A 23,042-nucleotide genomic window follows, 5' to 3' on the forward strand; every position below is an offset into this window, starting at 1 on the left:
TCGGGACTCAGTGGACGGGGCTTCCAATTATTATTTATTCTTTTCTTAATTCGCCAACAGCTTGTGAGATGGAGCAAACTTCGTTAAGTTAATTCCCTCAACAGCCTTTTTGTATTCTTCGATGGATGGCGTTCTACCCAAGATTGTAGAAAGCACTACAACCGGCGTGGATGAAAGCAACGATTCTCCTTTTTTACCTTCGGAGTCTTCTACTACACGGCCCTGGAACAAACGCGTGGATGTTGCCATTACCGTATCTCCTTTTTCAGCTTTTTCCTGGTTACCCATACACAGGTTACATCCCGGACGCTCCAGGTATAACATGTTTTCGTATTTCGTACGTGCTTCGCCTTTTGGAGCGTTGTCGTTGAACTCGAATCCGGAGTATTTCTGCAATACTTCCCAGTCGCCTTCTGCTTTCAATTCGTCTACGATATTGTATGTCGGAGGAGCAACAACCAACGGAGCTTTGAATTCCACTTTCCCGTTTTGTGCTTCTACGTTTTTCAGCATTTGCGCCAGGATTTTCATATCGCCCTTGTGTACCATGCACGAACCGATGAATCCAAGATCTACTTTTTTATCTCCGCCATAGAATGACAACGGACGAATCGTATCATGTGTGTATCGTTTGGAAACGTCTGCGTTGTTTACATCCGGGTCAGCAATCATCGGCTCTGCGATCTGGTCCAGATCAACCACTACTTCTGCGTAATATTTCGCATTGGCATCCGGTGTCAAAGCCGGTACTTCTCCTGATTTGATCTCTGCAATACGCTTATCGGCTCTGTTGATCAAGCCCTGAAGTACTTGTCTTGCATTGTCCATTCCTTTGTCGATCATGATCTGGATACGGCTTTTCGCAATTTCCAGTGATTCGATCAACGTATCGTCTTCCGAAATACAGATCGAAGCTTTCGCTTTCATTTCTGCCGTCCAGTCTGTAAACGTAAATGCCTGGTCAGCAGTCAGTGTCCCGATGTGAACTTCAATAACGCGTCCCTGGAATACATTCTCGCCACCGAATTGGTGAAGCATCTGGGCTTGCGTTGCGTGAACCACATCGCGGAAATCCATGTATTCTTCCATGGTTCCTTTGAAGGTTACTTTCACGGATTCCGGGATCGGCATGGAAGCTTCACCGGTAGCAAGCGCCAAAGCAACCGTACCTGAGTCGGCACCGAACGCAACTCCTTTCGACATACGTGTGTGTGAATCACCACCTATGATGATCGCCCACTCGTCTACCGTAATATCGTTCAATACTTTGTGGATTACATCCGTCATGGAATGGTAAACACCTTTCGGGTCGCGAGCGGTAATCAAACCGAAATCGTTCATGAACTTCATCAGTTTCGGGATGTTTGCCTGCGCTTTTTTGTCCCAAACAGAAGCCGTGTGACATCCTGACTGGTAAGCACCGTCCACAATCGGGGAAATAACCGTTGCAGCCATGGATTCCAATTCCTGTGCAGTCATCAAACCGGTTGTATCCTGCGAACCTACGATGTTTACTTCTACACGTACGTCAGAACCTGCGTGCAATACTTTCCCCGGGGAAATCCCTACTGCATTTTTGTTGAAGATCTTCTCAACTGCCGTCAATCCTTGTCCTTCCACGGAAACTTCTTTGGACGGAGCGAAAACTACCGGAGCTTCTATTTCAAGGATCTTCGCTGCCAATGTCTGTAGTTTCTTACCGAAAACGATCGCGTAAGATCCTCCGGCTCTGATGAACTCCATTTTCTGTGGCGTAAATGCCTTTGAAATATCAATCAGTTCCTGGTCGCCGTGGTATAATTTCTTGGTTTTTGTATTAATGGTCAAAACCGTTCCCGTAGCTACGGAATACACCTGCTCCAAAACCGGCTCGTCGTTCTCATTGCGGATAACGTTTCCTTCCGCGTCTGTTTTCTTCACCCAGTTTTTCAAATCCAACCCGATACCTCCGGTTACATCCACTGTGGTTAAGAAAATCGGGGAGATCCCGTTTGTTCCTCCCACGATCGGAGCGAAATTCACGAACGGCACATACGGACTAGCTTGTTTACCTGTCCACAATGCTACGTTGTTCACCCCCGACATACGGGAAGAACCAACACCCATTGTTCCTTTTTCAGCGATCAGCATCACGCTTGCATCCGGGTGCTGGGTTTGAAGCATTTTAATCTGGTCCTGCGCTTCCGGAGTGATCATGCATTTCCCGTGCAATTCACGGTCTGAACGCGAGTGAGCCTGGTTACCCGGAGAAAGTAAATCGGTAGAAATATCTCCTTCACCGGCGATGAACGTTACAACTTTAATTTCTTCGGCAACTTCCGGAAGTTTTGTGAAGAACTCAGCTCTTGTATAACTTTCCAAAATTTCCAATGCAATGGCATTTCCTTCCTTGAACGCTTCTTTCAAACGGTCGATATCTGCATCATACAGGAAAACCTGCGTTTTCAGAACATCCGCAGCCTGTTTCGCGATAGCAGGGTCATTTCCAAGTGCCAGATCAAGCAACACTTCGATGGAAGGACCACCTTTCATGTGTGACAACAATTCAAACCCAAAAACCGGCGTAATTTCATTCACCGTTGCTTCTCCAAGGATGATTTCCTTTAAAAATTCCGCTTTTACACCGGCAGCACTCGTAGTTCCCGGCAAGGTGTTGTAAATAAAAAACTTCAGTGAATCTTCGCGATACGCATTATTGACATCTTTGATCTGAGCAATAATCTCGCTTAATAATTCAGCACCATCGATCGGTTTCGGGTGAAGCCCCTGCGCTTTTCTCTCTTCAATTTCCTGAAGGTATTCTTGATAGGTATTCATAAAAGGAATTCTAGCTTTTGAAAGTTGTTGTTTTTTTCGAGTTGTTCGACGCGCGAATTTAGTCAAAAGCAATGGAACCTGAAACACAAAGAAAGCGGGAAGCTATCATTCCTAATTAATTCAGATTGGTTCTAAATTAATTGCGAATAGCTAATTTCGAATTGCGGATTGCAAAATGGGAGCATTCAACTAATGGTATTTTCCTTTCCGCAAAGCCTGGATTAAGAGCAAAAACGAGCAACATTCTTAAAATCATGCTTGTTATAAAGATTTTATTCCTACCTTTGCACCCCGCTAAGTGTGTCTTGGCGGTAATTTAGTATAAATAACAAATAAGTTTAATTATGAATTCTTACGAAACTGTTTTCATTCTTACTCCCGTTTTGTCTGAAGACCAGGCAAAGGAAGCAGTGCAAAAGTACGAAAGCGATTTGGCTGCCATGGGTGGTAAATTAACGCATTCTGAGAGCTGGGGCCTTAAAAAATTGGCTTACCCGATCCAAAAGAAATCAACTGGTTTCTATTTCTTATTCCAATTCGATGCTGAAGGTTCAGTAATCGCTGAGTTGGAATTGGCTATGAAACGTGACGAGCGCATCATGCGATTCTTAACTGTGAAAATGGATAAGGACCATGTTGCTTACGCTGAGAAACGTCGCAAAAAAATGAGCGGAGCTCCGGTTGAAGCTTAATTATTAATCCCATTAAATTTTAAGGACATGTCACAAAACGATATTCGCTATTTGACTCCGATCAACATCGAGATCAAAAAAGATAAATACTGCCGTTTCAAAAAAAGCGGAATTAAATTCATCGATTTCAAAGACGCTAACTTCTTGTTGCGTTTGGTGAACGAGCAGGGAAAAATTCTTCCTCGCCGTATTACCGGAACTTCTGCTAAATACCAGAAGAGAGTTAATAAAGCTATCAAACGTGCTCGTCACCTGGCTATCTTGCCTTACGTTGGCGATATGTTGAAATAGTCTTACCGTTTAATTTTAAAGACAAGAAATCATGGAAGTAATTCTTAAGAAAAATATCGATAAATTAGGTTACAAGGACGAAGTTGTAACTGTGAAGCCAGGTTACGGACGTAACTTCCTGATCCCTCAGGGTTACGCTTCTTTGGCTACTCCTTCTGCGAAAAAAGCGCACGAGGATATGATGAAGCAACGCTCTCACAAAGAGTCTAAAATTGTTGCTGAGGCAGAAGCAATTGCAGCTAAATTGTCTGAAGTTACTGTGAAAATCAGCACGAAAGTGGGTGAAAACGGTAAGATCTTCGGTTCAGTTAACACGGTTCAATTGTCTGAAGCATTGAAAGCTGCAGGATTTGACATCGACCGTAAAGCTTTGAAAATTAAAGACGAGCCAATCAAAGAAGTTGGAACGTTCGAAGCTGAAGCAAACTTACACAAAGGTGTGAAGCCTGTATTCAAATTTGAAGTTGTAGGAGAATAATCTTTTTCCGACTCCATATTTAGAAATCCCGTTGGTCATTGATTAGCGGGATTTTTTTGTTCATATAGACCACGAGGTACACAAAGAGCACCAGGTTACTTTTATACCGCTCCCATGGAAGACCACAAAGCAATATTCGGGAAGAACTATTCATTTGTTATAACATTACCTCGTGTGCTTCGTGCTCCTCGTGGTTAATTTTCGTGTTAATTTTCGCATCTTTGTTTTACTAATTACAAAGTCATGGCAATAGCAGTAGGAGACAAATGCCCCGCATTTACATTAAAGGATCAGAACGACCAATCTTTCGATATTCAATCGGTTCTCGGAAAAAAAATCATTGTGCTTTATTTCTACCCGAAGGACGGAACCCCGGGATGTACCGCCGAAGCCTGCTCCTTTCGCGACAGCTACGAAGATTTCAAGGACCTGGGCTGTGAAGTAATCGGGATTTCGAGTGATACCGCTAAAAGACACGCGAAATTCGCTGAAAAGAACCGCCTGAGCTTTATCTTGCTTGCCGACACCGGTAAAACTGTTCGGAAGCTGTTTGATGTCCCTACGAATCTCTTCGGGCTGATCCCGGGAAGGGTCACATATATCATCGACAAAAAAGGAATTGTGCGCTACATTTACAATTCACTGACGAATGCCGCCGGACACATCGAAGAATCTATTAATGCCGTAAAATCCATCCTTCATGAAGAAGCTTAATTTCCTGTTCTTAACTGCTTTTTGCGCAGGTTTGTTGATGACTTCGTGTTCACGCGAAGAAGAGAAAACGTGCTCCGAACCACAGATTGAACCCGGAACTGAAAAAAGTGTGGCAGGTGATTTCGACCAGGCATTGGCAACGGAACTGCAAGCTGACGATTACGGGATGAAGCATTACGTGATGGCTTTCCTGAAGAAAGGGCCGAACCAAAATCAAAGCCCCGAAGAAGTGCAGCGTTTGCAGCGTGCTCACATGGCCAATATCGGGAAACTGGCAGAACAACGCAAACTGGTTGTAGCCGGCCCGTTCATGGACGACACCGACCTGCGCGGAATCTACATTTTCGACGTGGAAACCGTTGAAGAAGCAGAAGCATTGACGAAAACAGATCCTGCAATCCAGGCCGGGCGACTGGTGATGGAAATGCATCCGTGGTATGGTTCTGCCGCCCTGATCAAATCTGCCGAGATCCATAAAACGATTTCGAAGAAGGAGATTTAAGACCCGATTTACTTTTTCAATAACGAATCTATCAGGCTTTCAACTTCGTCTATTTTAACTCCTTTTTGAATGAGCTTGTCCTGTTTGTCAAAAATGAGGATTGTCGGGTATTGGGAAATCGCATAATTGGTACTCATGCAAAAGTGGCTGTCGTGAAACAAAATCAGTCCTTTGTATTTCTGTTCATTTTGTTTTATCCAGGAAAACACCAATTGGGGATCTGATTCCGAAGTAACTCCTACAAACAAAACAGGTTCATTCAAATACTTTTTTTGGTTCAGTGCTGCCAATTGCTTCATTTGAGGTTTACAGGGCCCGCACCAGGTAGCCCAGAAAATAACAACTTTCAAATTATCTTCCAGAACGGCAGGATCAATGGATGAGGTTTTACTTTGAAAAACAAGTTTACCCGGATCACTTTGAATGCAATTCCCCAATTCATTTGCTTTCTGCATGCGCTTCAACTCTTTCGCAAATGAATCGTCGGCTTTATCCAGCAAAGTTTGCCAAAGAACTCTGTTACGGTTATTCAGATGCGTGGTGAAACTTTCTTCAGACGAAGTAGTGAGGATGCTGTGAATGTGATAACCGGTCAGTTCACTTTTGGGATACTTTTTTGAAAAATCGGCCAGATTTTCTACAAAAGCATTCACCAGCACACTTGTATCTTTTTCCGACCGGGCAATCCGTGTTAAAAACTGTTCATAATCATTCAAGTAGTGATTCCCTGAAAAGTGAATAAGTCGTTGCTGATGATTCCCGTTTTTCAATGTTCCGATATTTACCAGGTAATTATTCAAAGCTCCCGGTTTAACCGGAACAACTGCATTGATCTGGCTATTCTTCCAAAGTACAGAAGCCACCAGCACCTGCTGTTTCACGTCTTCCGGACACTTAAATTTCAATACTTCCCCTTTGTCAAAACGCGTTTTAAACAGCGTGTCTTTCGTAGTCAGATTCACCAAATAAAATTTGAATTCACGCTTTTTTCCGGCATCGCTGCAGGAATGGAAAGACCATATTGTTATCAAACAAGTGAGTAGAATAGCACAAAACTTCATACCAGTTAATTTTTGGAAAGGCGCATAATGGATTTATACGCCTTTTAAATGGGTTATTCTCTTCCGCAAGCATCAACCAACGGACGCAATTCCGGATTAATTGTATGAACCTGCTCCTGAGACAATCCTGCTAATCCATCAAAAAATTCCTGAGCAATGGGAATCAAACCCGGATCATTATTCTTTATCGCTTGAATCAAGGCTTCCAGTTTTAAAGACAAGCCTTCAAAACCAACATGGGATTTAAGTATCAAGCAAACATTTTCAAGGTTTACGAGATTCACATCATCAAAATAAGTTCCTTCGGAAATGACCAATCCACCGGCCCCGGCTCCTCCGCATGTACAGGAGGTCATACTGCCAAATATTCCAAAAGGGCCAACCTTGATTCTAACACAACTTGCAAGACAAACACCGTGCTTGATTGGGCATGTCACTCCACAACTTCCCCAAAAACCACTGATAAAACAACTACATGTATTTGCTTTCTCAATGGGTGTTTCAGGCTTCGTTTTTTCGGTTTTAACCGCAGGGTTTATTTTTTCCTTGGCGCATGAGAAAACAATAAGAGCCGCTAATGGTATTGATAGAAATACCGTTACAAAAATCAACTTTTTCATTTTTCTGATTTTAAATTGAAGTCTCTTTATACAGCAGAGATTTGCTAACTGACTTAATCGTGAATAATGGCCATCTATGTGAATAAGCACAATGATAACCATAAAAAATGAATTGGTTACACTTTCGTAACTAAAAAGTTTCAAACCCGGGATTTAAAACCCCTAATGCTAACAATATCACACAAATTTGCGTAATTGGTTCTATTGCGGAGTCGTCCTTAAAACCTCGAAACCTTGTGCATCGCCAGTGGATTCAATGCAGAATCTACGTGAGTGCTTGTATTGAACAATTCGTCTACTTTCTTGATGCGGTAAGCAAAGATGTCTTCCAGTTGTTTGCGGATGAACAGCCAATGAAAAAACTTGCCGATGAAACCGAATGGCATACGATAGGAAATCAGATCGGTCATTTCCACACCTCCTTCCACTTCCTTGAAATGGTGTTCGTGGTGCCACATGGCATACGGGCCTCTCCGCTGTTCGTCTATGAAATAAAGTTCTTCTTTGATGGTTTTGATCTCACTGATCCAGGTCAGCGGAATTCCCAAAATGGGGCGAATGGTGTAACGAATAATCAATCCTTCGTACATGTTTTCCGGAACCGGAGTGTGAACCCTGAAATCGACGTAATCAGGTGTAATGACATGCAGATTACCCGGCGCGGAAAAATATTTCCAACAGGTTTGAAGATCGGTATTGATGAATTGTGTTCTTTTTAGCTGATACATCCCGTTGAATTTTGCTTTCAACTAAATGTAGAAAAGTCCCTGCTGGTTTCAAAAAAGATTCACACGCTTTAACAATTCGGAACGATGGGCCTCACTCACCGGAATTTCCTTCCCGTCAATCAGCAGCAGTGATTTGGGATTAATCTGCGAGATCTGGCTGATGTTGACCATGTAAGTGCGATGTACCCGCAGGAATTCCTGTACCGGCAATTTCGCTTCCACGTGTTTCAAGCTGTAACTTACCACGAACTTCGCATCTTTGGTGTGAAGAATCGAGTAATTGTCACAAGCCTCCGCATAGGTGATATCGGAATAGGCCAGTTTTACCAGCTTTTGCTTGTCTTTGATGAAGAAATGCGTATTCGCCAAAACAGAGTTCGTAAAATCCACCTGCATATTGCTGGTTCGCACCTGGTAAGCATGCCAGGCCAGTTCAATTTGAGTTACCAGGTCGATTTTCTTGAACGGTTTCATGACAAATCCGCTTGGGTTCGTCAGTTTCACCCGTTCCAGCGTCTGCGAATCGGTATTGGAAGTCACGAACAGGAAAGGCTTGCCAATTTGCTGGTTCACAAAATGCGCCAGGTCCACACCATCCGGACCATTGCTCAGGTTGATATCCAGTAGGATTAAATCCGGTTTGAGATGTACCATTTGTGTTTTCGCTTCATCGAAACTGTCGGCTATTCCCAGGCTTTCATAACCTTCGTCCTTCAAACACTGCTCCAGGAATGCTGCAATGATCGGTTCGTCCTCTACAATAAAAATCCTCGGCTTCGTCATGACAATACGTTGTATTTCGTTATTACTAATTCTGTTTTCAAGCCTCTTTCGCTGCTGGTTTCGTTGATTGTTGCCTGTAATTTCCGCGCCATGGAACGGATGAGTTTCGCACCGAAATGCGTTCCTTCCGTGATATTCGATTTCCCGTTGCCATTATCCGCAACAACCAGGAAGAGTTTCTTGTCGCGCAATTTCAAGGACAGGCCGATCTGTGGGTTTTCCTGTTTATCGAATGCATACTTGCAGGAATTCATCACCAATTCCGCCACGATCAAACCGATGGGCAATGCTGTTTCGATGTCCAGGCTCAGGTTGTCACACTCCGAATTCAGGAAAATTTCTTTATTCACCTCTTTCTTGAAATGCGTAACCAGGTCGTTTACCAATTCTGCCAAATAAGGCCCGATCTGCACCGCACGGATATTTTCAGACTGGTACAATTTCTGGTGGATCATGGAAATGGCATTGATCCGGTTCATGCTCGCATCAATGAGTTTAATCGATTCCGGATCTTTCAATTCCCGCGACTGTAAGTCCAAAATTGCGGAAATGATCTGCAGGTTGTTCTTTACCCGGTGATGCACTTCGCCCATCATGAATTCCTTTTGTTCCAGGTTGGCCTGTGTCATGATGTACTTTTGCTCCAGCAGTACATTGATCCGTTTTTTATTCCGGAACAGGAAAAACAACAGCACGGACACCAGCAACACAATAAAAATAATAATCAGTAAAATGACCATCTGCCACCAATGCTGTTCTTCTTCGGCCCGTTGTTTCAGCTTCAGGTCCTTGACCTCAAAACGCGCCTGCATTTCTGCCAGGGCGTCGCTTTTTTCCTGCGTAAAGATCGTGTCGCTCAAAACGGTATACTCATTCAGGCTTTCGTAAGCTTTTTGGTATTCTCCCAAACCGGAATAAATCCGCGACAAAGTTTCATGAACAAATACTTCCCGTTCCTTTGCCCCTGTTGCCTTTGACAATTCCAGGCTTTTGAGCGCGTATTCCTCGGCTTTTTGATAATCTTTCAGATCAAGGTAGCAGTTCGCTGTTCCGTTATAGGCAGAAATCAGGTTGAAATCGCTGCGGTAGGTTTTGAAATTTGCCGCAGACTTTTCGAAATAAGCAATGGCCTTGTGCAAATCTCCTTCGTCGTAATAGATCTTGGCCAGTGAATTATAAGCTGCCCCCAAACCTTCCGGGTAGTTTTTCCGGTTGTAGATCCCAATGGCTTCCAGGAAATTCTTTTTCGCTGCTTTGGGTTTGTTCTGATAAGTAAAAGTGATTCCCTGGTTCACCAATGCATCCGCCAGATCAATTTCAAAGCCGTTCTTTTTACAGAGTTCAATGGCTTTCCGGTAATAGAAATCGGCATTCTCATATTGGTACTGGGAAAAATAACACACACCAAGCTGGGAATAGCAATAGGACAAATTCTCCTCGTTCTTTTCCAGTTTGAATAAACGGATGGCTTTGTGAAAATAAGAAGTGGCAACGGCAGAATTCCCCTTGATGTCATTGGCAACAGCCAGATTCATGTACGCAAAGGCCTCTCCGGACTGATAATCAGATTCTTTTGACAGTTTCAATGCCCGGGTGCTGACGGCGATGGATTTTTCCACGTCATTGGCATACAATTCTTCTGCTTTGAAATTAAGCGAATCTATCCTCTCCGTATTCTTTTGGGCAAAAATACAGTTGGCCGTTAAGCCAATACTCAGGAGGAGGAGACTTCGGAACATCTTCACACCAAATTTAACATCATTTACTCGAAAATATCCGGTAAACACCCTTTTTTTTTGAGTACTCACCACCCGTTCCCGACTTTCGCAGCGCAAAACTGTGTATGAAGAATCAATGAACCATTCCCCTTATTTCCCCGGGCAATTTGCTTCTGTTGCAAGCTGCCATACCAGTAAGAAAACAAATTAACCATCAAATCAACCTGTAATCGAAGATGATGTTTACAGAAACAATAACGTTTAAACATTGGGTGTTCGAAGTCCCGAGTAAATTAACCCGGAAAATCTATTCGAACACCCTGTGTGGTTACTCGGAATACCACGTACAGGAGTTCCGTTCCTTTTTCAAGTATTACGACGAGATCTTTACTCCCGAAATCAAAGACCTGCTGCATAAACTCGGCATTGATTACAAAAAAGACACCTTTCTGAAGCTGGTTCAGGATAAAGGCAAACAATCCTACATCGTTACCTACCAGTTTTTGGGAAGTATGGAAGTAAATTCTCCCGGGCGCATGCAGGAACCTTTTATTTTAGACGAGTTGGAATATGAGCCCGTTTCCGGACAAACCAGTATTGCTTTCTACCAGGTCGAAGAAACGATGATCGGGAAAGAGATTATTTATGCGGAACTTCTTTTTATTATCCCGGATAATATCTGATCCGGCGATTTAAAGCAGGCCCGAACCGCCGGATTTGCGGAAAAATTCCTATTCCTTCACGATTTTATACCTGTGATCGCTGATCTGCAGAAAATACAATCCTGCTCCATAACCGGAAAGATCTACCTGGAACTGTTTTTTGTTTAAGATTTGTACATCTGCTGAAACCGATCTTCCCGAAGCGTCAAACACTCCTGCAAAATCATTTGCGGAAGCATTCACGGTCAGTAACCCTTTTGCCGGATTCGGGTAGAGTGTTACTTCGTCATTTTCACACGTCAGGCTTGCAACGGAGAGCATTTCTTCTGTTCCGTCTACATCTGTTAAAAGCAAGCGGTAATAACTTGTTCCGCTGAGCGGATTATCAACCCGGTACGAATAATCGGTCCGTGTCTGGGAACTGAATTGTGCCTTCACTTGTGCTTCTTCCTTCCAGGAAAGGCCATCGGCTGAACTTTCAATGGTAAAATGATCCGTGCGGGATTCGCTTTCGGTAGTCCAGTTTAAAAGCCCGGAACCGCCAGAACAATTTGCTGTAAATGAACTAAGTTCCACCGGAAGGGCAGAAACAAGAACAAGCTGGACATTATCTACAAGCAGGTTACATGTTTCGGTGGTTGTACCGGTAAAAGTAAGCGTGTGCACAGTGGCTGTCGGTACAAAATCCACAAATTCGGTAACCAGGGAAAAAGCCGTTCCGTTTCTCGAAATATTTTTGGAAGCTGCCCCTCCGCTAATTGTTACGGTCATGCTTTGAACAGTTGGGCCACAACTGGTTCTGCGGGAACACAGGAAAGTAACGCGGTATAAAGCTCCGACCGTTAACCCGGTGATGGTCTGGCAAAGGCCGGCCACGGCATCAACTTCTGCTACTACATTTGTATTGGACGAACCTCCGTAAACGGATTCGGCATTTGTTTCAGGGTTACATCCCCAGGAAGCTGTTCCCGAATTGAAGTTTCCGTTGGCAATAGATTGGGCATACACCTGACAAGACAAGATGCCGCTTAACGCAAGAATAATAAATTTCATTGTAGTTTTTCTTCAGGCTGCAAAACTAGCTATTTAGCCAGACTTCCGGCGTTTGGAAACTGTTACTTTTATGCTAAAAAAAACCGAACAGGCTCCTTTTTTAAAAAATGAACTGCTTTTTTGCTTCCCGTTAGAATTCCTGACAAGAAGCGGATTAAAGTTCCACCAACTCGATCGGTAATCCGTCCGGGTCTTCGAAAAAAGTAAAGCGTTTCCCGGTGAATTCATCGATGCGCACCGGTTCGCAGATCACGCCTTTCAGGAGTAATTCGGTGACACAATTGTCCACATGGTCAACCGAAAAAGCCAAATGCCTTAATCCGAGGGCTTCGGGACGCGAAATTCTTTTCGGTGGATCCGGGAATGAAAACAGTTCCACGCAGTAAACTCCGTTCAGGATAAGGTCCAGTTTATACGATTTCCGGTCTTCGCGGTAATTTTCCGCCAGGATTTCGAAACCAAGTACTTCCGTGTAAAACCGTTTGGACCTCTCGTAGTCCGAACAAATAATGGCAATGTGATGAATGGATTTAAGCACTGCTAAAAGATCTGTTTTAAAGTTCCAAAATACAATTATTAAGGCAGAAAATGGTTCAAATGGTTCAAATGGTTCAAATGGTTCAAATGGTTCAAGAAATTTATTTTGAATTTTGAATCCGGAAAATTTCTTCCTGATCAGATGTATTTCCCTTCCATCAAATAGTTCTTCACGTAATCCTCGATTCCTTCCTCCAGTGAATGAAAGGGAACATCATATCCCTGGCCGATCAGTTTCTGCATATTTGCTTCGGTGAAATACTGGTATTTATCGCGGATATCTTCCGGAGTGTCGATAAAAGAGATATTCGGTTCTTTGCCCAATGCTCTGAACGTATTTTCTGCCAAATCCAGGAAAGTACGTGCTTTTCCGGAACCTAAATTGTAGATCCCCGACTTCGCGGTTCCTTTCATCAAAAACTCGATCACCGAAACCAAATCCTTCACGTATACGAAATCGCGCATCTGGCCGCCATCCGTATAATTGGGGTTGTGCGAACGGAACAATTTCATGGAGCCGTGTGCTTTCACCTGGTTAAACGTATGGAAAATCACCGAAGCCATACGCGCCTTGTGGTATTCGTTGGGCCCGTAAACATTGAAGAATTTCAATCCGTACCAATGCGGCGGTGTTTCTGTTTGCTCCAGCGCCCACATATCAAACCATTGTTTCGACCAGCCGTAAGGATTCAAAGGCTGCAACAGCGGCATTTTCGATTCGTCGTCGTCGTAGCCCAATTCTCCCAAACCGTAAGTCGCTGCCGAACTTGCATATACCAACGGAATTTGATACTTCACACAATGGTTCCAAACCATTTTGGAATAGTCCACATTCAATTCGTCAAAAATGGCTTTGTCAAATTCAGTCGTATCCGTACGCGCACCGATGTGCAACACGCAAGTTACCTCATCACCGAACTCCTGCATCCACTGATCGAAATCAGCACGCTGAACCATGGCAACAAACAGTTTTCCATCGAGATTGGCCGCTTTTTCCGTTTTGGAGAAATCGTCCACCAGGATCAAATTATTAATTCCCTTGCTATTCAGGGTCCCAACGATGCAACTTCCGATAAATCCTGCTGCTCCTGTAATGACGATCATCTTCCTTAATTTTAAACAAAATTATCAATTATCAGCGGTTTAATTATCAAGAATGAAGTTTTTCCTCCTGATAATTAATAATTGATAATTCTCCCCGGATGTTTAACTTCTCACATCAATCCGCTATCTTTGTACCCTATTTTTCAAGACTTGGAAACAGTATACATAACACGACGAGAACATTTCAATGCTGCGCACAAATTGTGGCGCGAAGAATGGTCTGATGAAAAAAATGAAGAAGTATTCGGAAAGTGCAGCAACAAAAACTGGCATGGACACAACTTCGAACTATTTGTAACGGTAAAAGGCGAACCCAACCCGGAAACAGGTTTCGTGATCAATCTCAAAGACCTGAGTGTAATCATCAAGGAATTGGTGATCGAGCAACTGGACCATAAAAACCTGAACCTCGATGTGCCTTTCCTGGCAGGAAAACTCGCTTCCACGGAAAACCTGGCTATTGAAATCTGGAAAATCATCGATTCCCCGATCAGAGAAGCCGGCGGCCAGCTTTGCAAAATCAAACTCGTAGAAACCGAGAACAATTTCGTAGAATACTTCGGCGGGAAAGAACCCTTTTAACTAATTAAAATGTAAAAAGTTAAATGTAAAATGTGGTCCTTATCCATCTTCATTTCACACTTATCTCCTTTTTACATTTCACATATTACATTTCACATAGACTCATGAGCGAATTTCATTACAACGACGACACAACTGAAAACATTTCCGGCATTTACAGAACCATTCTTTCTCAAATCGGGGAAGACCCGCAGCGTGAAGGCTTATTGAAAACTCCCGAACGCGTAGCAAAAGCTTTGCAATTCCTGACACAGGGCTACGATATCAAACCGGAAGAAATTCTCAAAAGCGCTTTGTTCCACGAAGAATATTCCGAAATGGTGATCGTGAAAGACATCGAGGTATATTCCATGTGCGAACACCACATGCTGCCTTTCTTCGGGAAAGCACACATTGCCTATATCCCCAACGGAACAATTGTAGGCCTGAGCAAAATTCCGCGCGTAGTGGATGCGTTCAGCCGCAGGTTGCAGGTACAGGAGCGCTTGACGATCGAAATCCGCGATTGTATCCAGGAAACTCTGAAACCGAAAGGGGTAGCTGTTGTTTTGGAATGCCAGCACATGTGTATGCAGATGCGTGGCGTACAGAAACAAAATTCCGTAACAACTTCCAGCGCATTTACAGGATTATTCCTGAGTAACGATTCTACCCGAAAAGAGTTTATTAATTTAGTGCAGGCAAAATTGCATTAAATCAAAGAGATAACACTAAAACTCACTACACTGCATGATCAAAAAAACCACCTTTTTAATTGCTTTGCTGGCTTCATTTTTTGCCGGTGCAATAGCTTATGGTTCGGAAGGATTGAAATTTTCGCTGGAAAAAACCATTGTGGTGGTCCAGGCCGGCGGAACTTACCAAACCACGAATTATTTCGAAGGTTCCAACGAAACGGGCACCGACCAAACATTCTATTTTTCGATCAGTGAAACGGAAAGCCTGCTGTCAAAACAAGGAACGTTCACCATCAACGGCAGGCCCCAAAAAATCAAGTTTGAGTCCAATCTCACGGTTTCTACCATCAACTGGAGCTCTGTTTTCAACGGACTGAGAACATACAGCTTCTCCATTCCCCCGAATTGCCTGTTCAAGTTTGAATATCAAACCTCAGCTACCGAACTCATGTTCCTGACGGATATCTACAAAGACGGGATCAATGATGCTGATGATTTCTTCTACGAAATCACACTTCCGGATAATATGGAGGCTTCGTTCCGGCATCGGGCAGAAAAGAAGTCCGGGCATTTTGTGATTGCCAGCCAGGATTTTCTTCCGGATGAAGAACGTATCTACTTTTTGGTGCACCCGAAAGGCGCGGAACCCAATGCGTATTTCAACGAATGGTTTGAGCAGAAAATCGAAGATCACGGCTCCATCAATCCCGGTTATCTTCCGGAAAATATTATGACGCTTTCCAAAAAAGGAAAATCATTGGAACTTGCGCAGGCTTGTTACGAGTACGTACAGGAAAACATCGTTTACCTGGATATCGAAAACGGGTTGAACGCACTCATTCCCCGGAAAGCCAATCAAACCATCATCAACAAATACGGCGACTGCAAGGACATGGCCATGCTTTTGCACCAGATGCTTCAGTTTTTCGGTTTTGAATCGTACCTGACCGTTTCAAAAACATCCATCAAAAAAGATGTTTACGATTTTCCTTCCATTGCCATGGCTAACCACATGATTGTTTCGCTGGTTTGGGAAAACCGAATCATTTACCTCGACGGTACGGAAAAACAATGCCTGTTCGGAGATCCGAGCCTTCAGATCCTGGGAACGGAAGCTTTCCTGCTCCAAAAGAAAACAGACGCATATCAAAACGTTCCGGGTACTTTGCTGTTCCAGCCGAACCTGTCTTTCGATTACGAGTTCTACCTCAATGCTTCCAATCAGCCGGCATACCGGTTGAAAATGAACTTCCGGGAAAAATTCGCGCTGATCTTTGCACACCTATACAAATACACCGACAATTCCTCCACGATGAAAAAGGTTGTCGATTACCTGATCCCGTATGCACACCAGATCGACAGTTCGTTTACCGACAAACACCAGACTTCGATCTATGTTTCGAGTACACTTCCGGCTTCTTACTACAATGTGGTGAATGACAACCAGTACATCGATCTGAAGTGCCTGCCCGAAATGACGAAACTGATGCACGTGGTTTACAACGGCGACAGTGCGCGTTTCGATGCGGATTTTCACTTCTCATTCAATCACCTGAAATTCAAACCGGGTTTTGATACCGGGAAAGGCATTGATCTGGAAACAGCAACTACACAAACGAAATTCCACATGCACCTCACGAAGGAAAATTCCGGAAGCAAAGGCGCATTGGTCAATTATTGGAAAACTTATATTCTTAAACCTGCAACATATCAACCATGAAGCACATTCTTTTAGCCACTTTATTGCTACTGGCATTTAACAACCTGAGCTTTGCCGGGGACAAATACGTCTGGCCCGAATTTTCAAATCCGGCTATCCCCGATTCCCTGAAATCCGAGGACGCGATTTATTTTGAAAACCGCATTACGGTCGACTTTATGATGGATTACGAAACGTCTGTCGTTTACTTCAAGCGCATCAAACTGCTTTCCAAAAAAGGGGTCGAAGATTTCATCAATCACGATTTGTTCCAGTTCAACAACGGGCGAATTACCCTCAAGAAAGCCCGCATCATCAAAGCCGATAATTCGATCAAGGAATTGACCGATGAGAACATCAAGGAAACATTCATCGACAACAAGAACAAGTACGAGTCCGAATACTACAAGCGCATCCAGTTCATTTTCCCGAACCTGGAAGTCGGCGATGTCATTGACGTCGTGTACCAGATCGATTACAAAAGCTACAGCCTTTCGCATTGCATTTACCTGGAAGACGACCTGTATTCCTTAAACTCGCGTCTTTCCCTGCGCAACTTCAGTAATTACGAACTCACGGTTTATCCATCCAAAAACCTGAGTAATTACGTGGTGAAGGACAAAGGCACATCCCCTACTTTTTACTGGAATATCCAGGGCGTGAAAAAGAATTCCCAAAATGAATTTTCCGCGCACCCGGCTAATGCTTCCAAAGTGGCTTATACGCTTTGGCTTCCGAACGAAACCTTCACGTATGAACTCATTCATTCGGGAGATTACGACCGTTACCACGTCAATACCGGGTTTAAGGATTTTACCGTTACCCTGAATGCCGAAGCAATTTTGGACAAGAATCTGGGGCCGCTTGAAAACCTGAACCGGATCATTCACTTTTTTGAAACGGATTTTGCCTGGAACGAAGATGAGAATATGCCCGAAAGCATCAAGGCAGTTGATTCGTACAAAAAAAGAATCATGGACCAGAAGATCTTTTTCCGCCTGATCCAGCAATACCTGGAAGAAAGCAAGCTGAAATACCATGTCGGATTTACGAGAGGACTGAACGAAGGCGTCTTTGAGCACGGGTTTGTGGCGCTTTACCAATTGGATTACCGGTACCTGGTGATCGAAAACCTCGGAGGAGACGAACATTTCCTGTTTGGTCCGACCGGCAAAAGCCGCTTCTATTACCTGGATGAAATTCCTGCTCCGTGCGAAGGGAACCAATCCATCTTATTTACCAGCGAGGAAAAAGGAAAAGTATCAACCAGCGCCGTGCTGCTTCCGCAAAGTGATTTAAACAACAACAAGCACACGGCAACCATTGTGTTAAAAACCAATCACCTTTCGGACAGCACGATCAGTATCAACCGCAGGGATTCGTTCAGCGGACAGCATTCGGTACTGTTCCGGAATCCGGCTACCGCGCGTTTCTTTAAAAACATGAATGTTTGCGACACGATCTTGAAACCAAGCGAAGTGAAATACGTGTATCCGTATCCTGTGAACTTCAAACAGGAAGACACCGTGAGTACTTATTTTTCAAACTTCGATGACAACCTGTATTCCTTCAATGCCGAAAAACTGATCCCGAATTTCATTTTCTTCCAGGGAGAAAAATTAGAGCCCCTGGCAGATTACAGCATCATTCCGTTCAGCAAACAACAAAAATATTCCATCTACATCGAATCTCCCAACCCGATCAAAATAGCCGACAAAGTAACGACGGTGGTGAAATCGAATTCCGTTGGAACGGTGAAAACAGAGATCGTTCAAACCGATCCCAATAAGATCAAGATCAACTATGAGATCAAACTGGAAAAACGCATCCTTTCCAATGAAACCGAAAGCGGCGAGTACCAGGACCTGGTAAAGGAATGGGCAAACATCGTGATCAAGAAATGGATTATTATGGAAGGATAAAACAAAGTTCAACAAGTTCCAAAGTTTAAAGCGTTGAAACTTTTTGAACTTTTGTACTTGAACCTTTTGAACCTTTTGAACTTTTGAACCTTTTGACCCATTCAACCTTTTTTATTAAATTTAAACTTTCTAATACCAACAAAAATGAATCAAATCATAGACGATTACAGCTTTGATACAGCTGAAAAACAAGCAGCAGCAAGACAATTCTTCGCAAAGGTTTACGGATTTATGTTCTTCGCATTGATCGTATCGGGTGCTATTGCTTACCAATACGGAACTGTTGAATTCATCGGGAAATACTTCATTACTGCAACTCCGCAGGGTGGCGCTAAATTATCCCCGCTTTTCTATGTCGTAGTCTTTTCACCGATAGGTGTTGCTTTACTGATGCAAACGATGATTAATCGCTTATCCTTCCCTTTATTATTCGGATTATTTGCGCTTTACAGCATCCTGATCGGGTTTTCGCTTTCGACCATTTTCGTGGTATACTCCATGGCATCGATTGCAGTAACTTTCGGGGTTACCGCAGGAACTTTTGCAGTGATGGCAATTATGGGATATACAACGAAAGTCGACCTGACTAAAATGGGCTCTCTTTTGTCCATGGCTTTCATCGGGATGTTTATCGCTTCCATCGTTAACTTCTTTTTGAAAAGTGACAGTTTCGGATACCTGATCTCCATCATCGGCGTAATTGTGTTCACCGGTTTAACAGCCTATCACATGCAGCAGTTAAAGAAGTATGCACATGACTCCGAACTTTCAGCCGACAACAAAAACAAATTGGCCCTGTTGGGAGGATTTACCCTTTACGTTTTATTCGTGAATTTATTCCTTTCATTGCTTCGTTTATTCGGAAGCAGAGACTGATTTTAAGCATAACATTCTTTAAGTTAAAACCTGCTAAATTTGAAATATAGCAGGTTTTTTTGTGCCTAACTTTAGGGAAAATTCAAATCGATGATACCTTTTGGACCTGCGATGCTCATTGGATTAGTCTTCATGGGAATTGGACTATTAGTGAGCTGGCGCTTAAGAAGCAAATTCCAGGAATTCAGCAAGATTCCCTCTCAAAGTCGTTTAAGTGGTCGCGAAGTGGCTGAACGCATGCTGCGCGATTACAACATTTACGACGTGCGGGTAACCTGTGTTCCCGGGCAATTAACCGACCATTATAATCCAGCGGATAAGACCGTGAATCTTTCGGAAGAAGTTTATCACGGAACAAATGCCGCTTCTGCCGCTATTGCAGCACACGAGTGCGGACATGCCGTTCAGCATGCCAAAGCTTATGCTCCATTGCAATGGCGTTCCAAACTCGTTCCGCTTCAGCATGCTTCCGGGTTGTTCCTGAACGTCCTGATGATGCTCACTTTCATTGGTGGCGCGGTGTTGTTTGAGTCCTTCCCGATCAAATGGGTGCTTTGGGCAATCGTGATCGCTTACGGTTGTATTGCGCTGTTCAGTTTGGTAACACTTCCCGTAGAATTCGATGCTTCGAGAAGAGCGCTCAACTGGATTGAACGTTCCGGAACAGCCACAAAAGTGGAGTACGAACGTTCCAAAACAGCCCTGAACCTGGCAGCTTCGACCTACGTGGTTGCTGCTCTGGGAGCCATTGTAACTATGTTTTACTATGTTTTGAGATTAATTGGAACAAACAACGATTAATTTGCTTCCTTTTTCAAACAAAATCTTAAATTTGGAAAAAAATTGAAGTTATGTCAGAACACCATTCAGAACATCATTCGGATCACCACGATAAGAATGACACTTTCTTCGAAAGTTCAACTGTAGGAATTGGGTTTGTGTACACTGTGATCCTTTTAGCAATTATCGGGTCTATTTACGCATTCGGATAGTATAAGGAGTTCGCCGCGGCGGGCTCCTATTTTTTTTCATTTCACTGAATTTCAGCTATGCCATTCAATTCAATTTTTGCATGGGTAATCAGGAAGCGCTTGCACCAGATCGAGCTTTTCAGAAAATATCCGGAGGATGTTCAGCACGAACTCTTCGAAAAATTGATTGAGCAGGGAACTCAAACCGCCTACGGCAAACACTACCATTTTCATCAAATCCAGTCTTATTCCGATTTTAAGGAACTCGTTCCCCTGAATAATTACGAATCCCTGAAACCGTGGATCGAACGCCTGATGGAAGGCGAACAGCATTTGCTTTGGTCACAGGACACGAAATGGTTCGCAAAAAGTTCCGGCACCACTTCCGAAAGGAGCAAATTCATTCCCGTAACCCGGGAATCGCTGGAAGACTGCCATTACAAAGGCGGAAAGGATTTACTGGCACTGTATTACGAGAATTTCCCCAACAGAAAGCTTTACAAGGGGAAACACCTCATTGTCGGTGGAAGCGCTCAAGTTCTTCCCGTAGCAGATGATGCTTACCAGGGCGATCTTTCTGCCATCATCCTGAAAAACCTGCCGTGGTGGGCGGAAATCCGCAGAACTCCTTCCAAAGAAATTGCCCTGATGACGGAATGGGAGGAAAAGATCGAACTCATGGCAAGAAGTACGATCGAAGAAGATGTGTACATCATTGCCGGTGTTCCGAGCTGGACGATGGTACTGGCGCGAAAAATACTGGAGATTACCGGGAAATCAAACCTGCGGGAAGTGTGGCCGAACCTCGAATTGTTCATGCACGGAGGCGTGAGTTTTGAACCTTACCGGCAGGCATTCCGGGAATTGATTCCTTTCGACGACATGCATTACGTGGAAACCTACAACGCTTCCGAAGGATTTTTCGGGATCCAGGATGTAGACGGCTCCAACGAATTGCTGCTCATGCTCGATTACGGCATTTATTATGAATTCATCCCGATGCATGCTTTTGAAGACACCGATTCCAAAATCATTTGCAAACTGGATGAGGTAGAACTGGGCGAAGAATATGCACTGGTTATTTCCACCAACGCAGGCCTTTGGAGATACATTGTCGGGGATACGATCCGTTTTACATCCAAAACGCCCTACCGTTTCAAACTTTCTGGTAGAACGAAACACTTCATCAATTCCGTGGGTGAAGAAGTCATTGTCAACAATACCGATCATGCCATTACGGAAGCTTCTTCCAAAACAAACGCCATCATCCGCGAATACACGGTAGCACCCATCTACATGGACGGTAAAACGCAGGCAAAGCACGAATGGCTCATCGAATTCGACCGCGAGCCCAATGACATCAATCGTTTCATGTTTCTGCTGGACGAGTCTTTGCGCGCCGTCAACTCCGATTACGACGCCAAACGTACCAAAAACATGGCTTTGGGAAAACCTTTGCTTCACATACTAAAATCGGGCAGCTTTGATGCCTGGTTGCAAAAAAAAGGTAAATTAGGTGGACAACACAAAGTGCCCCGCCTGATGAATTCACGCGAAATCGTGGAACAAATCTTGCAGGAAGCCGAGTTCGAAACCATTCAATATGTTTAGATTTTGGGTCACATGCTTTCTCACCGCTCTTCCCTGTTTGGGGTTTAGCCAGCAATCGTGGAAAGAACTCTGGCACCTCGAACTGGATTCCACCGCCATCTGGGACATTGACCCGATCCATCAAAGCATTATTTACCAGAATCAAAACATCCAGAAGCGCGATGCAAAAGGACAGATCATGCTCCAGGAAAGCATCAAATCATTGGGAAACATCCAAAAAATCGATGCACAAAATCCTTTGAAGATCGCTTTGTTCTCGGAAGATCAGCAAAGTATTTGTTTTCTGGACAATGCATTGGCATTACAAGGCGATTGTATTTACCTGAGCGATCTGAACGTGAGCCTGGCAGCTAGCATGAGCGCTTCGATCCAAACCGACCGCATCTGGATTTACGACGAACCCAATTCAAAACTGGAATTGATCACCCTCAGAAACGGCCAGGGACAACAGGTGCAAAACGTGAAAGGACTGCTGAATATGAAATCCATCGTGAACATGCAGGAAATTGACAACCGCCTGTTTTTGTTCGACGAGGAAAACCAGGTTGCCTGGTTCGATCAGTTCGGGAATTTCATTGACGTAGCAACTCTCACACCGGGAAAACCCATTTACCCGATCCAGGACTATTTCCTGATCGCAGAAGGGAAGAACATCCAGACTGTTGACCTCAATTCGGAATTTGTGGCCTTTTTCTTCGCAGGGGATCATGTCCTTGATTCCAAAATCCTGAAAATGGAGGTTTCCGGCGACCGCTTGTACATCCAGACGCAGACGATGTTATATTGTTTTAAAATTGTTCAATAATTGAAAATGGATTTAACAGTAGGAGCGAATAATTATTCGCCCCTACTGTTCGCTTAAATCTGCCATCCACCAACCCATTTCCGTTAATCACACAGTACCAGGTACGCGAAAGCATTGAACACCTACTTTTTTTTGAACA

The 23,042-nt window shown here is 43.7% G+C and carries 24 protein-coding genes; 15 read left to right on the forward strand and 9 right to left on the reverse strand.

The window, feature by feature from the left end:
- Positions 1-45: 45 nt before the first annotated feature.
- The gene (locus tag ABDW02_RS18880) at positions 46-2,817 is read right to left on the reverse strand and encodes a bifunctional aconitate hydratase 2/2-methylisocitrate dehydratase (protein WP_343637392.1); all 2,772 of its coding nucleotides are present in this window, start codon (positions 2,815-2,817) and stop codon (positions 46-48) included.
- Positions 2,818-3,161: 344 nt separating this feature from the next.
- On the opposite strand from ABDW02_RS18880, the gene rpsF reads away from it, so the two are divergent.
- From rpsF to ABDW02_RS18905, 5 genes are all read left to right on the forward strand, one after another.
- Complete coding sequence (rpsF, locus tag ABDW02_RS18885) at positions 3,162-3,509, forward strand: 30S ribosomal protein S6 (protein ID WP_144333872.1); 348 nt, start codon at positions 3,162-3,164, stop codon at positions 3,507-3,509.
- Positions 3,510-3,536: 27 nt separating this feature from the next.
- A complete protein-coding gene (gene rpsR / locus ABDW02_RS18890) occupies positions 3,537-3,800 on the forward strand; it encodes a 30S ribosomal protein S18 (RefSeq protein WP_309280419.1) in 264 nt (87 codons plus the stop codon).
- 31 nt (positions 3,801-3,831) lie between these two features.
- Positions 3,832-4,278, forward strand: coding sequence for a 50S ribosomal protein L9 (rplI, locus tag ABDW02_RS18895; RefSeq protein ID WP_343637399.1), 447 nt, complete (start codon positions 3,832-3,834; stop codon positions 4,276-4,278).
- A gap of 243 nt (positions 4,279-4,521) precedes the next feature.
- A complete protein-coding gene (locus ABDW02_RS18900) occupies positions 4,522-4,992 on the forward strand; it encodes a peroxiredoxin (RefSeq protein ID WP_343637401.1) in 471 nt (156 codons plus the stop codon).
- The gene (locus ABDW02_RS18905) at positions 4,979-5,494 is read left to right on the forward strand and encodes a YciI family protein (RefSeq protein WP_343637403.1); all 516 of its coding nucleotides are present in this window, start codon (positions 4,979-4,981) and stop codon (positions 5,492-5,494) included. The genes ABDW02_RS18900 and ABDW02_RS18905 overlap by 14 nt, the downstream gene beginning before the upstream one ends.
- 8 nt (positions 5,495-5,502) lie before the next feature.
- On the opposite strand, the gene ABDW02_RS18910 is transcribed toward ABDW02_RS18905, so the two are convergent.
- The 5 genes from ABDW02_RS18910 to ABDW02_RS18930 all read right to left on the reverse strand — a co-directional run bounded on the left by ABDW02_RS18910 (position 5,503) and on the right by ABDW02_RS18930 (position 10,425).
- Positions 5,503-6,555 (reverse strand): TlpA disulfide reductase family protein, encoded by a 1,053-nt coding sequence (locus ABDW02_RS18910; protein ID WP_343637405.1) that lies wholly within the window; start codon positions 6,553-6,555, stop codon positions 5,503-5,505.
- 53 nt (positions 6,556-6,608) lie between these two features.
- On the reverse strand, positions 6,609-7,175 hold the full coding sequence (locus ABDW02_RS18915; protein WP_343637407.1) for a hypothetical protein: 567 nt from the start codon (positions 7,173-7,175) through the stop codon (positions 6,609-6,611).
- 218 nt (positions 7,176-7,393) lie between these two features.
- Positions 7,394-7,903, reverse strand: coding sequence for an SRPBCC family protein (locus ABDW02_RS18920; RefSeq protein WP_343637409.1), 510 nt, complete (start codon positions 7,901-7,903; stop codon positions 7,394-7,396).
- A gap of 48 nt (positions 7,904-7,951) precedes the next feature.
- Positions 7,952-8,686: a LytTR family transcriptional regulator DNA-binding domain-containing protein gene (locus ABDW02_RS18925; RefSeq protein ID WP_343637411.1), complete on the reverse strand. Its 735-nt coding sequence runs from the start codon at positions 8,684-8,686 to the stop codon at positions 7,952-7,954.
- Positions 8,683-10,425, reverse strand: coding sequence for a histidine kinase dimerization/phosphoacceptor domain -containing protein (locus ABDW02_RS18930; RefSeq protein WP_343637413.1), 1,743 nt, complete (start codon positions 10,423-10,425; stop codon positions 8,683-8,685). The genes ABDW02_RS18925 and ABDW02_RS18930 overlap by 4 nt, the downstream gene beginning before the upstream one ends.
- A 218-nt stretch (positions 10,426-10,643) precedes the next feature.
- Between ABDW02_RS18930 and ABDW02_RS18935 the strand changes: the two genes are divergently transcribed.
- Positions 10,644-11,087, forward strand: coding sequence for a hypothetical protein (locus ABDW02_RS18935; RefSeq protein WP_343637415.1), 444 nt, complete (start codon positions 10,644-10,646; stop codon positions 11,085-11,087).
- Positions 11,088-11,135: 48 nt separating this feature from the next.
- On the opposite strand, the gene ABDW02_RS18940 is transcribed toward ABDW02_RS18935, so the two are convergent.
- The 3 genes from ABDW02_RS18940 to rfaD form a co-directional block, all read right to left on the reverse strand.
- A complete protein-coding gene (locus tag ABDW02_RS18940) occupies positions 11,136-12,119 on the reverse strand; it encodes a T9SS type A sorting domain-containing protein (protein ID WP_343637417.1) in 984 nt (327 codons plus the stop codon).
- 154 nt (positions 12,120-12,273) lie between these two features.
- Positions 12,274-12,657 (reverse strand): VOC family protein, encoded by a 384-nt coding sequence (locus tag ABDW02_RS18945; protein ID WP_343637419.1) that lies wholly within the window; start codon positions 12,655-12,657, stop codon positions 12,274-12,276.
- Positions 12,658-12,794: 137 nt separating this feature from the next.
- The gene (gene rfaD / locus ABDW02_RS18950) at positions 12,795-13,760 is read right to left on the reverse strand and encodes an ADP-glyceromanno-heptose 6-epimerase (RefSeq protein ID WP_343637421.1); all 966 of its coding nucleotides are present in this window, start codon (positions 13,758-13,760) and stop codon (positions 12,795-12,797) included.
- Between the two features lie 150 nt (positions 13,761-13,910).
- Here rfaD and ABDW02_RS18955 point away from each other — a divergent pair, with 150 nt between their 5' ends.
- From ABDW02_RS18955 to ABDW02_RS18995, 9 genes are all read left to right on the forward strand, one after another.
- Positions 13,911-14,342 (forward strand): 6-carboxytetrahydropterin synthase, encoded by a 432-nt coding sequence (locus ABDW02_RS18955; RefSeq protein ID WP_343637423.1) that lies wholly within the window; start codon positions 13,911-13,913, stop codon positions 14,340-14,342.
- 104 nt (positions 14,343-14,446) lie between these two features.
- On the forward strand, positions 14,447-15,037 hold the full coding sequence (gene folE / locus ABDW02_RS18960; RefSeq protein ID WP_343637425.1) for a GTP cyclohydrolase I FolE: 591 nt from the start codon (positions 14,447-14,449) through the stop codon (positions 15,035-15,037).
- A gap of 34 nt (positions 15,038-15,071) precedes the next feature.
- Complete coding sequence (locus ABDW02_RS18965) at positions 15,072-16,739, forward strand: hypothetical protein (RefSeq protein WP_343637427.1); 1,668 nt, start codon at positions 15,072-15,074, stop codon at positions 16,737-16,739.
- Positions 16,736-18,640: a DUF3857 domain-containing protein gene (locus ABDW02_RS18970; RefSeq protein WP_343637428.1), complete on the forward strand. Its 1,905-nt coding sequence runs from the start codon at positions 16,736-16,738 to the stop codon at positions 18,638-18,640. The genes ABDW02_RS18965 and ABDW02_RS18970 overlap by 4 nt, the downstream gene beginning before the upstream one ends.
- Before the next feature lie 144 nt (positions 18,641-18,784).
- A complete protein-coding gene (locus ABDW02_RS18975) occupies positions 18,785-19,516 on the forward strand; it encodes a Bax inhibitor-1/YccA family protein (protein WP_343637429.1) in 732 nt (243 codons plus the stop codon).
- A gap of 90 nt (positions 19,517-19,606) precedes the next feature.
- Entirely contained in the window at positions 19,607-20,317 is a 711-nt protein-coding gene (locus ABDW02_RS18980) for a zinc metallopeptidase (RefSeq protein ID WP_343637431.1), read from the forward strand.
- 50 nt (positions 20,318-20,367) lie between these two features.
- The gene (locus ABDW02_RS18985) at positions 20,368-20,508 is read left to right on the forward strand and encodes a hypothetical protein (RefSeq protein WP_294672613.1); all 141 of its coding nucleotides are present in this window, start codon (positions 20,368-20,370) and stop codon (positions 20,506-20,508) included.
- 57 nt (positions 20,509-20,565) lie between these two features.
- The gene (locus ABDW02_RS18990) at positions 20,566-22,098 is read left to right on the forward strand and encodes a GH3 auxin-responsive promoter family protein (protein WP_343637435.1); all 1,533 of its coding nucleotides are present in this window, start codon (positions 20,566-20,568) and stop codon (positions 22,096-22,098) included.
- Positions 22,091-22,903 carry a hypothetical protein gene (locus tag ABDW02_RS18995; protein ID WP_343637437.1) on the forward strand — a complete coding sequence of 271 codons (813 nt, stop codon included), beginning with the start codon at positions 22,091-22,093 and terminating at the stop codon, positions 22,901-22,903. The genes ABDW02_RS18990 and ABDW02_RS18995 overlap by 8 nt, the downstream gene beginning before the upstream one ends.
- Positions 22,904-23,042 lie beyond the last annotated feature (139 nt).

Source organism: Fluviicola sp. (assembly GCF_039596395.1).
Lineage (GTDB): Bacteria > Bacteroidota > Bacteroidia > Flavobacteriales_D > Crocinitomicaceae > Fluviicola.

Excerpts from the sequence above, each read along its gene's own strand:
- ABDW02_RS18880 (WP_343637392.1), bottom strand. The coding sequence starts at position 2,817 with ATGAATACCTATCAAGAATACCTTCAGGAAATTGAAGAGAGAAAAGCG.
- rpsF (WP_144333872.1), top strand. The coding sequence starts at position 3,162 with ATGAATTCTTACGAAACTGTTTTCATTCTTACTCCCGTTTTGTCTGAA.
- rpsR (WP_309280419.1), top strand. The coding sequence starts at position 3,537 with ATGTCACAAAACGATATTCGCTATTTGACTCCGATCAACATCGAGATC.
- rplI (WP_343637399.1), top strand. The coding sequence starts at position 3,832 with ATGGAAGTAATTCTTAAGAAAAATATCGATAAATTAGGTTACAAGGAC.
- ABDW02_RS18900 (WP_343637401.1), top strand. The coding sequence starts at position 4,522 with ATGGCAATAGCAGTAGGAGACAAATGCCCCGCATTTACATTAAAGGAT.
- ABDW02_RS18905 (WP_343637403.1), top strand. The coding sequence starts at position 4,979 with ATGAAGAAGCTTAATTTCCTGTTCTTAACTGCTTTTTGCGCAGGTTTG.
- ABDW02_RS18910 (WP_343637405.1), bottom strand. The coding sequence starts at position 6,555 with ATGAAGTTTTGTGCTATTCTACTCACTTGTTTGATAACAATATGGTCT.
- ABDW02_RS18915 (WP_343637407.1), bottom strand. The coding sequence starts at position 7,175 with ATGAAAAAGTTGATTTTTGTAACGGTATTTCTATCAATACCATTAGCG.
- ABDW02_RS18920 (WP_343637409.1), bottom strand. The coding sequence starts at position 7,903 with ATGTATCAGCTAAAAAGAACACAATTCATCAATACCGATCTTCAAACC.
- ABDW02_RS18925 (WP_343637411.1), bottom strand. The coding sequence starts at position 8,686 with ATGACGAAGCCGAGGATTTTTATTGTAGAGGACGAACCGATCATTGCA.
- ABDW02_RS18930 (WP_343637413.1), bottom strand. The coding sequence starts at position 10,425 with ATGTTCCGAAGTCTCCTCCTCCTGAGTATTGGCTTAACGGCCAACTGT.
- ABDW02_RS18935 (WP_343637415.1), top strand. The coding sequence starts at position 10,644 with ATGTTTACAGAAACAATAACGTTTAAACATTGGGTGTTCGAAGTCCCG.
- ABDW02_RS18940 (WP_343637417.1), bottom strand. The coding sequence starts at position 12,119 with ATGAAATTTATTATTCTTGCGTTAAGCGGCATCTTGTCTTGTCAGGTG.
- rfaD (WP_343637421.1), bottom strand. The coding sequence starts at position 13,760 with ATGATCGTCATTACAGGAGCAGCAGGATTTATCGGAAGTTGCATCGTT.
- folE (WP_343637425.1), top strand. The coding sequence starts at position 14,447 with ATGAGCGAATTTCATTACAACGACGACACAACTGAAAACATTTCCGGC.
- ABDW02_RS18965 (WP_343637427.1), top strand. The coding sequence starts at position 15,072 with ATGATCAAAAAAACCACCTTTTTAATTGCTTTGCTGGCTTCATTTTTT.
- ABDW02_RS18970 (WP_343637428.1), top strand. The coding sequence starts at position 16,736 with ATGAAGCACATTCTTTTAGCCACTTTATTGCTACTGGCATTTAACAAC.
- ABDW02_RS18975 (WP_343637429.1), top strand. The coding sequence starts at position 18,785 with ATGAATCAAATCATAGACGATTACAGCTTTGATACAGCTGAAAAACAA.
- ABDW02_RS18980 (WP_343637431.1), top strand. The coding sequence starts at position 19,607 with ATGATACCTTTTGGACCTGCGATGCTCATTGGATTAGTCTTCATGGGA.
- ABDW02_RS18985 (WP_294672613.1), top strand. The coding sequence starts at position 20,368 with ATGTCAGAACACCATTCAGAACATCATTCGGATCACCACGATAAGAAT.
- ABDW02_RS18990 (WP_343637435.1), top strand. The coding sequence starts at position 20,566 with ATGCCATTCAATTCAATTTTTGCATGGGTAATCAGGAAGCGCTTGCAC.
- ABDW02_RS18995 (WP_343637437.1), top strand. The coding sequence starts at position 22,091 with ATGTTTAGATTTTGGGTCACATGCTTTCTCACCGCTCTTCCCTGTTTG.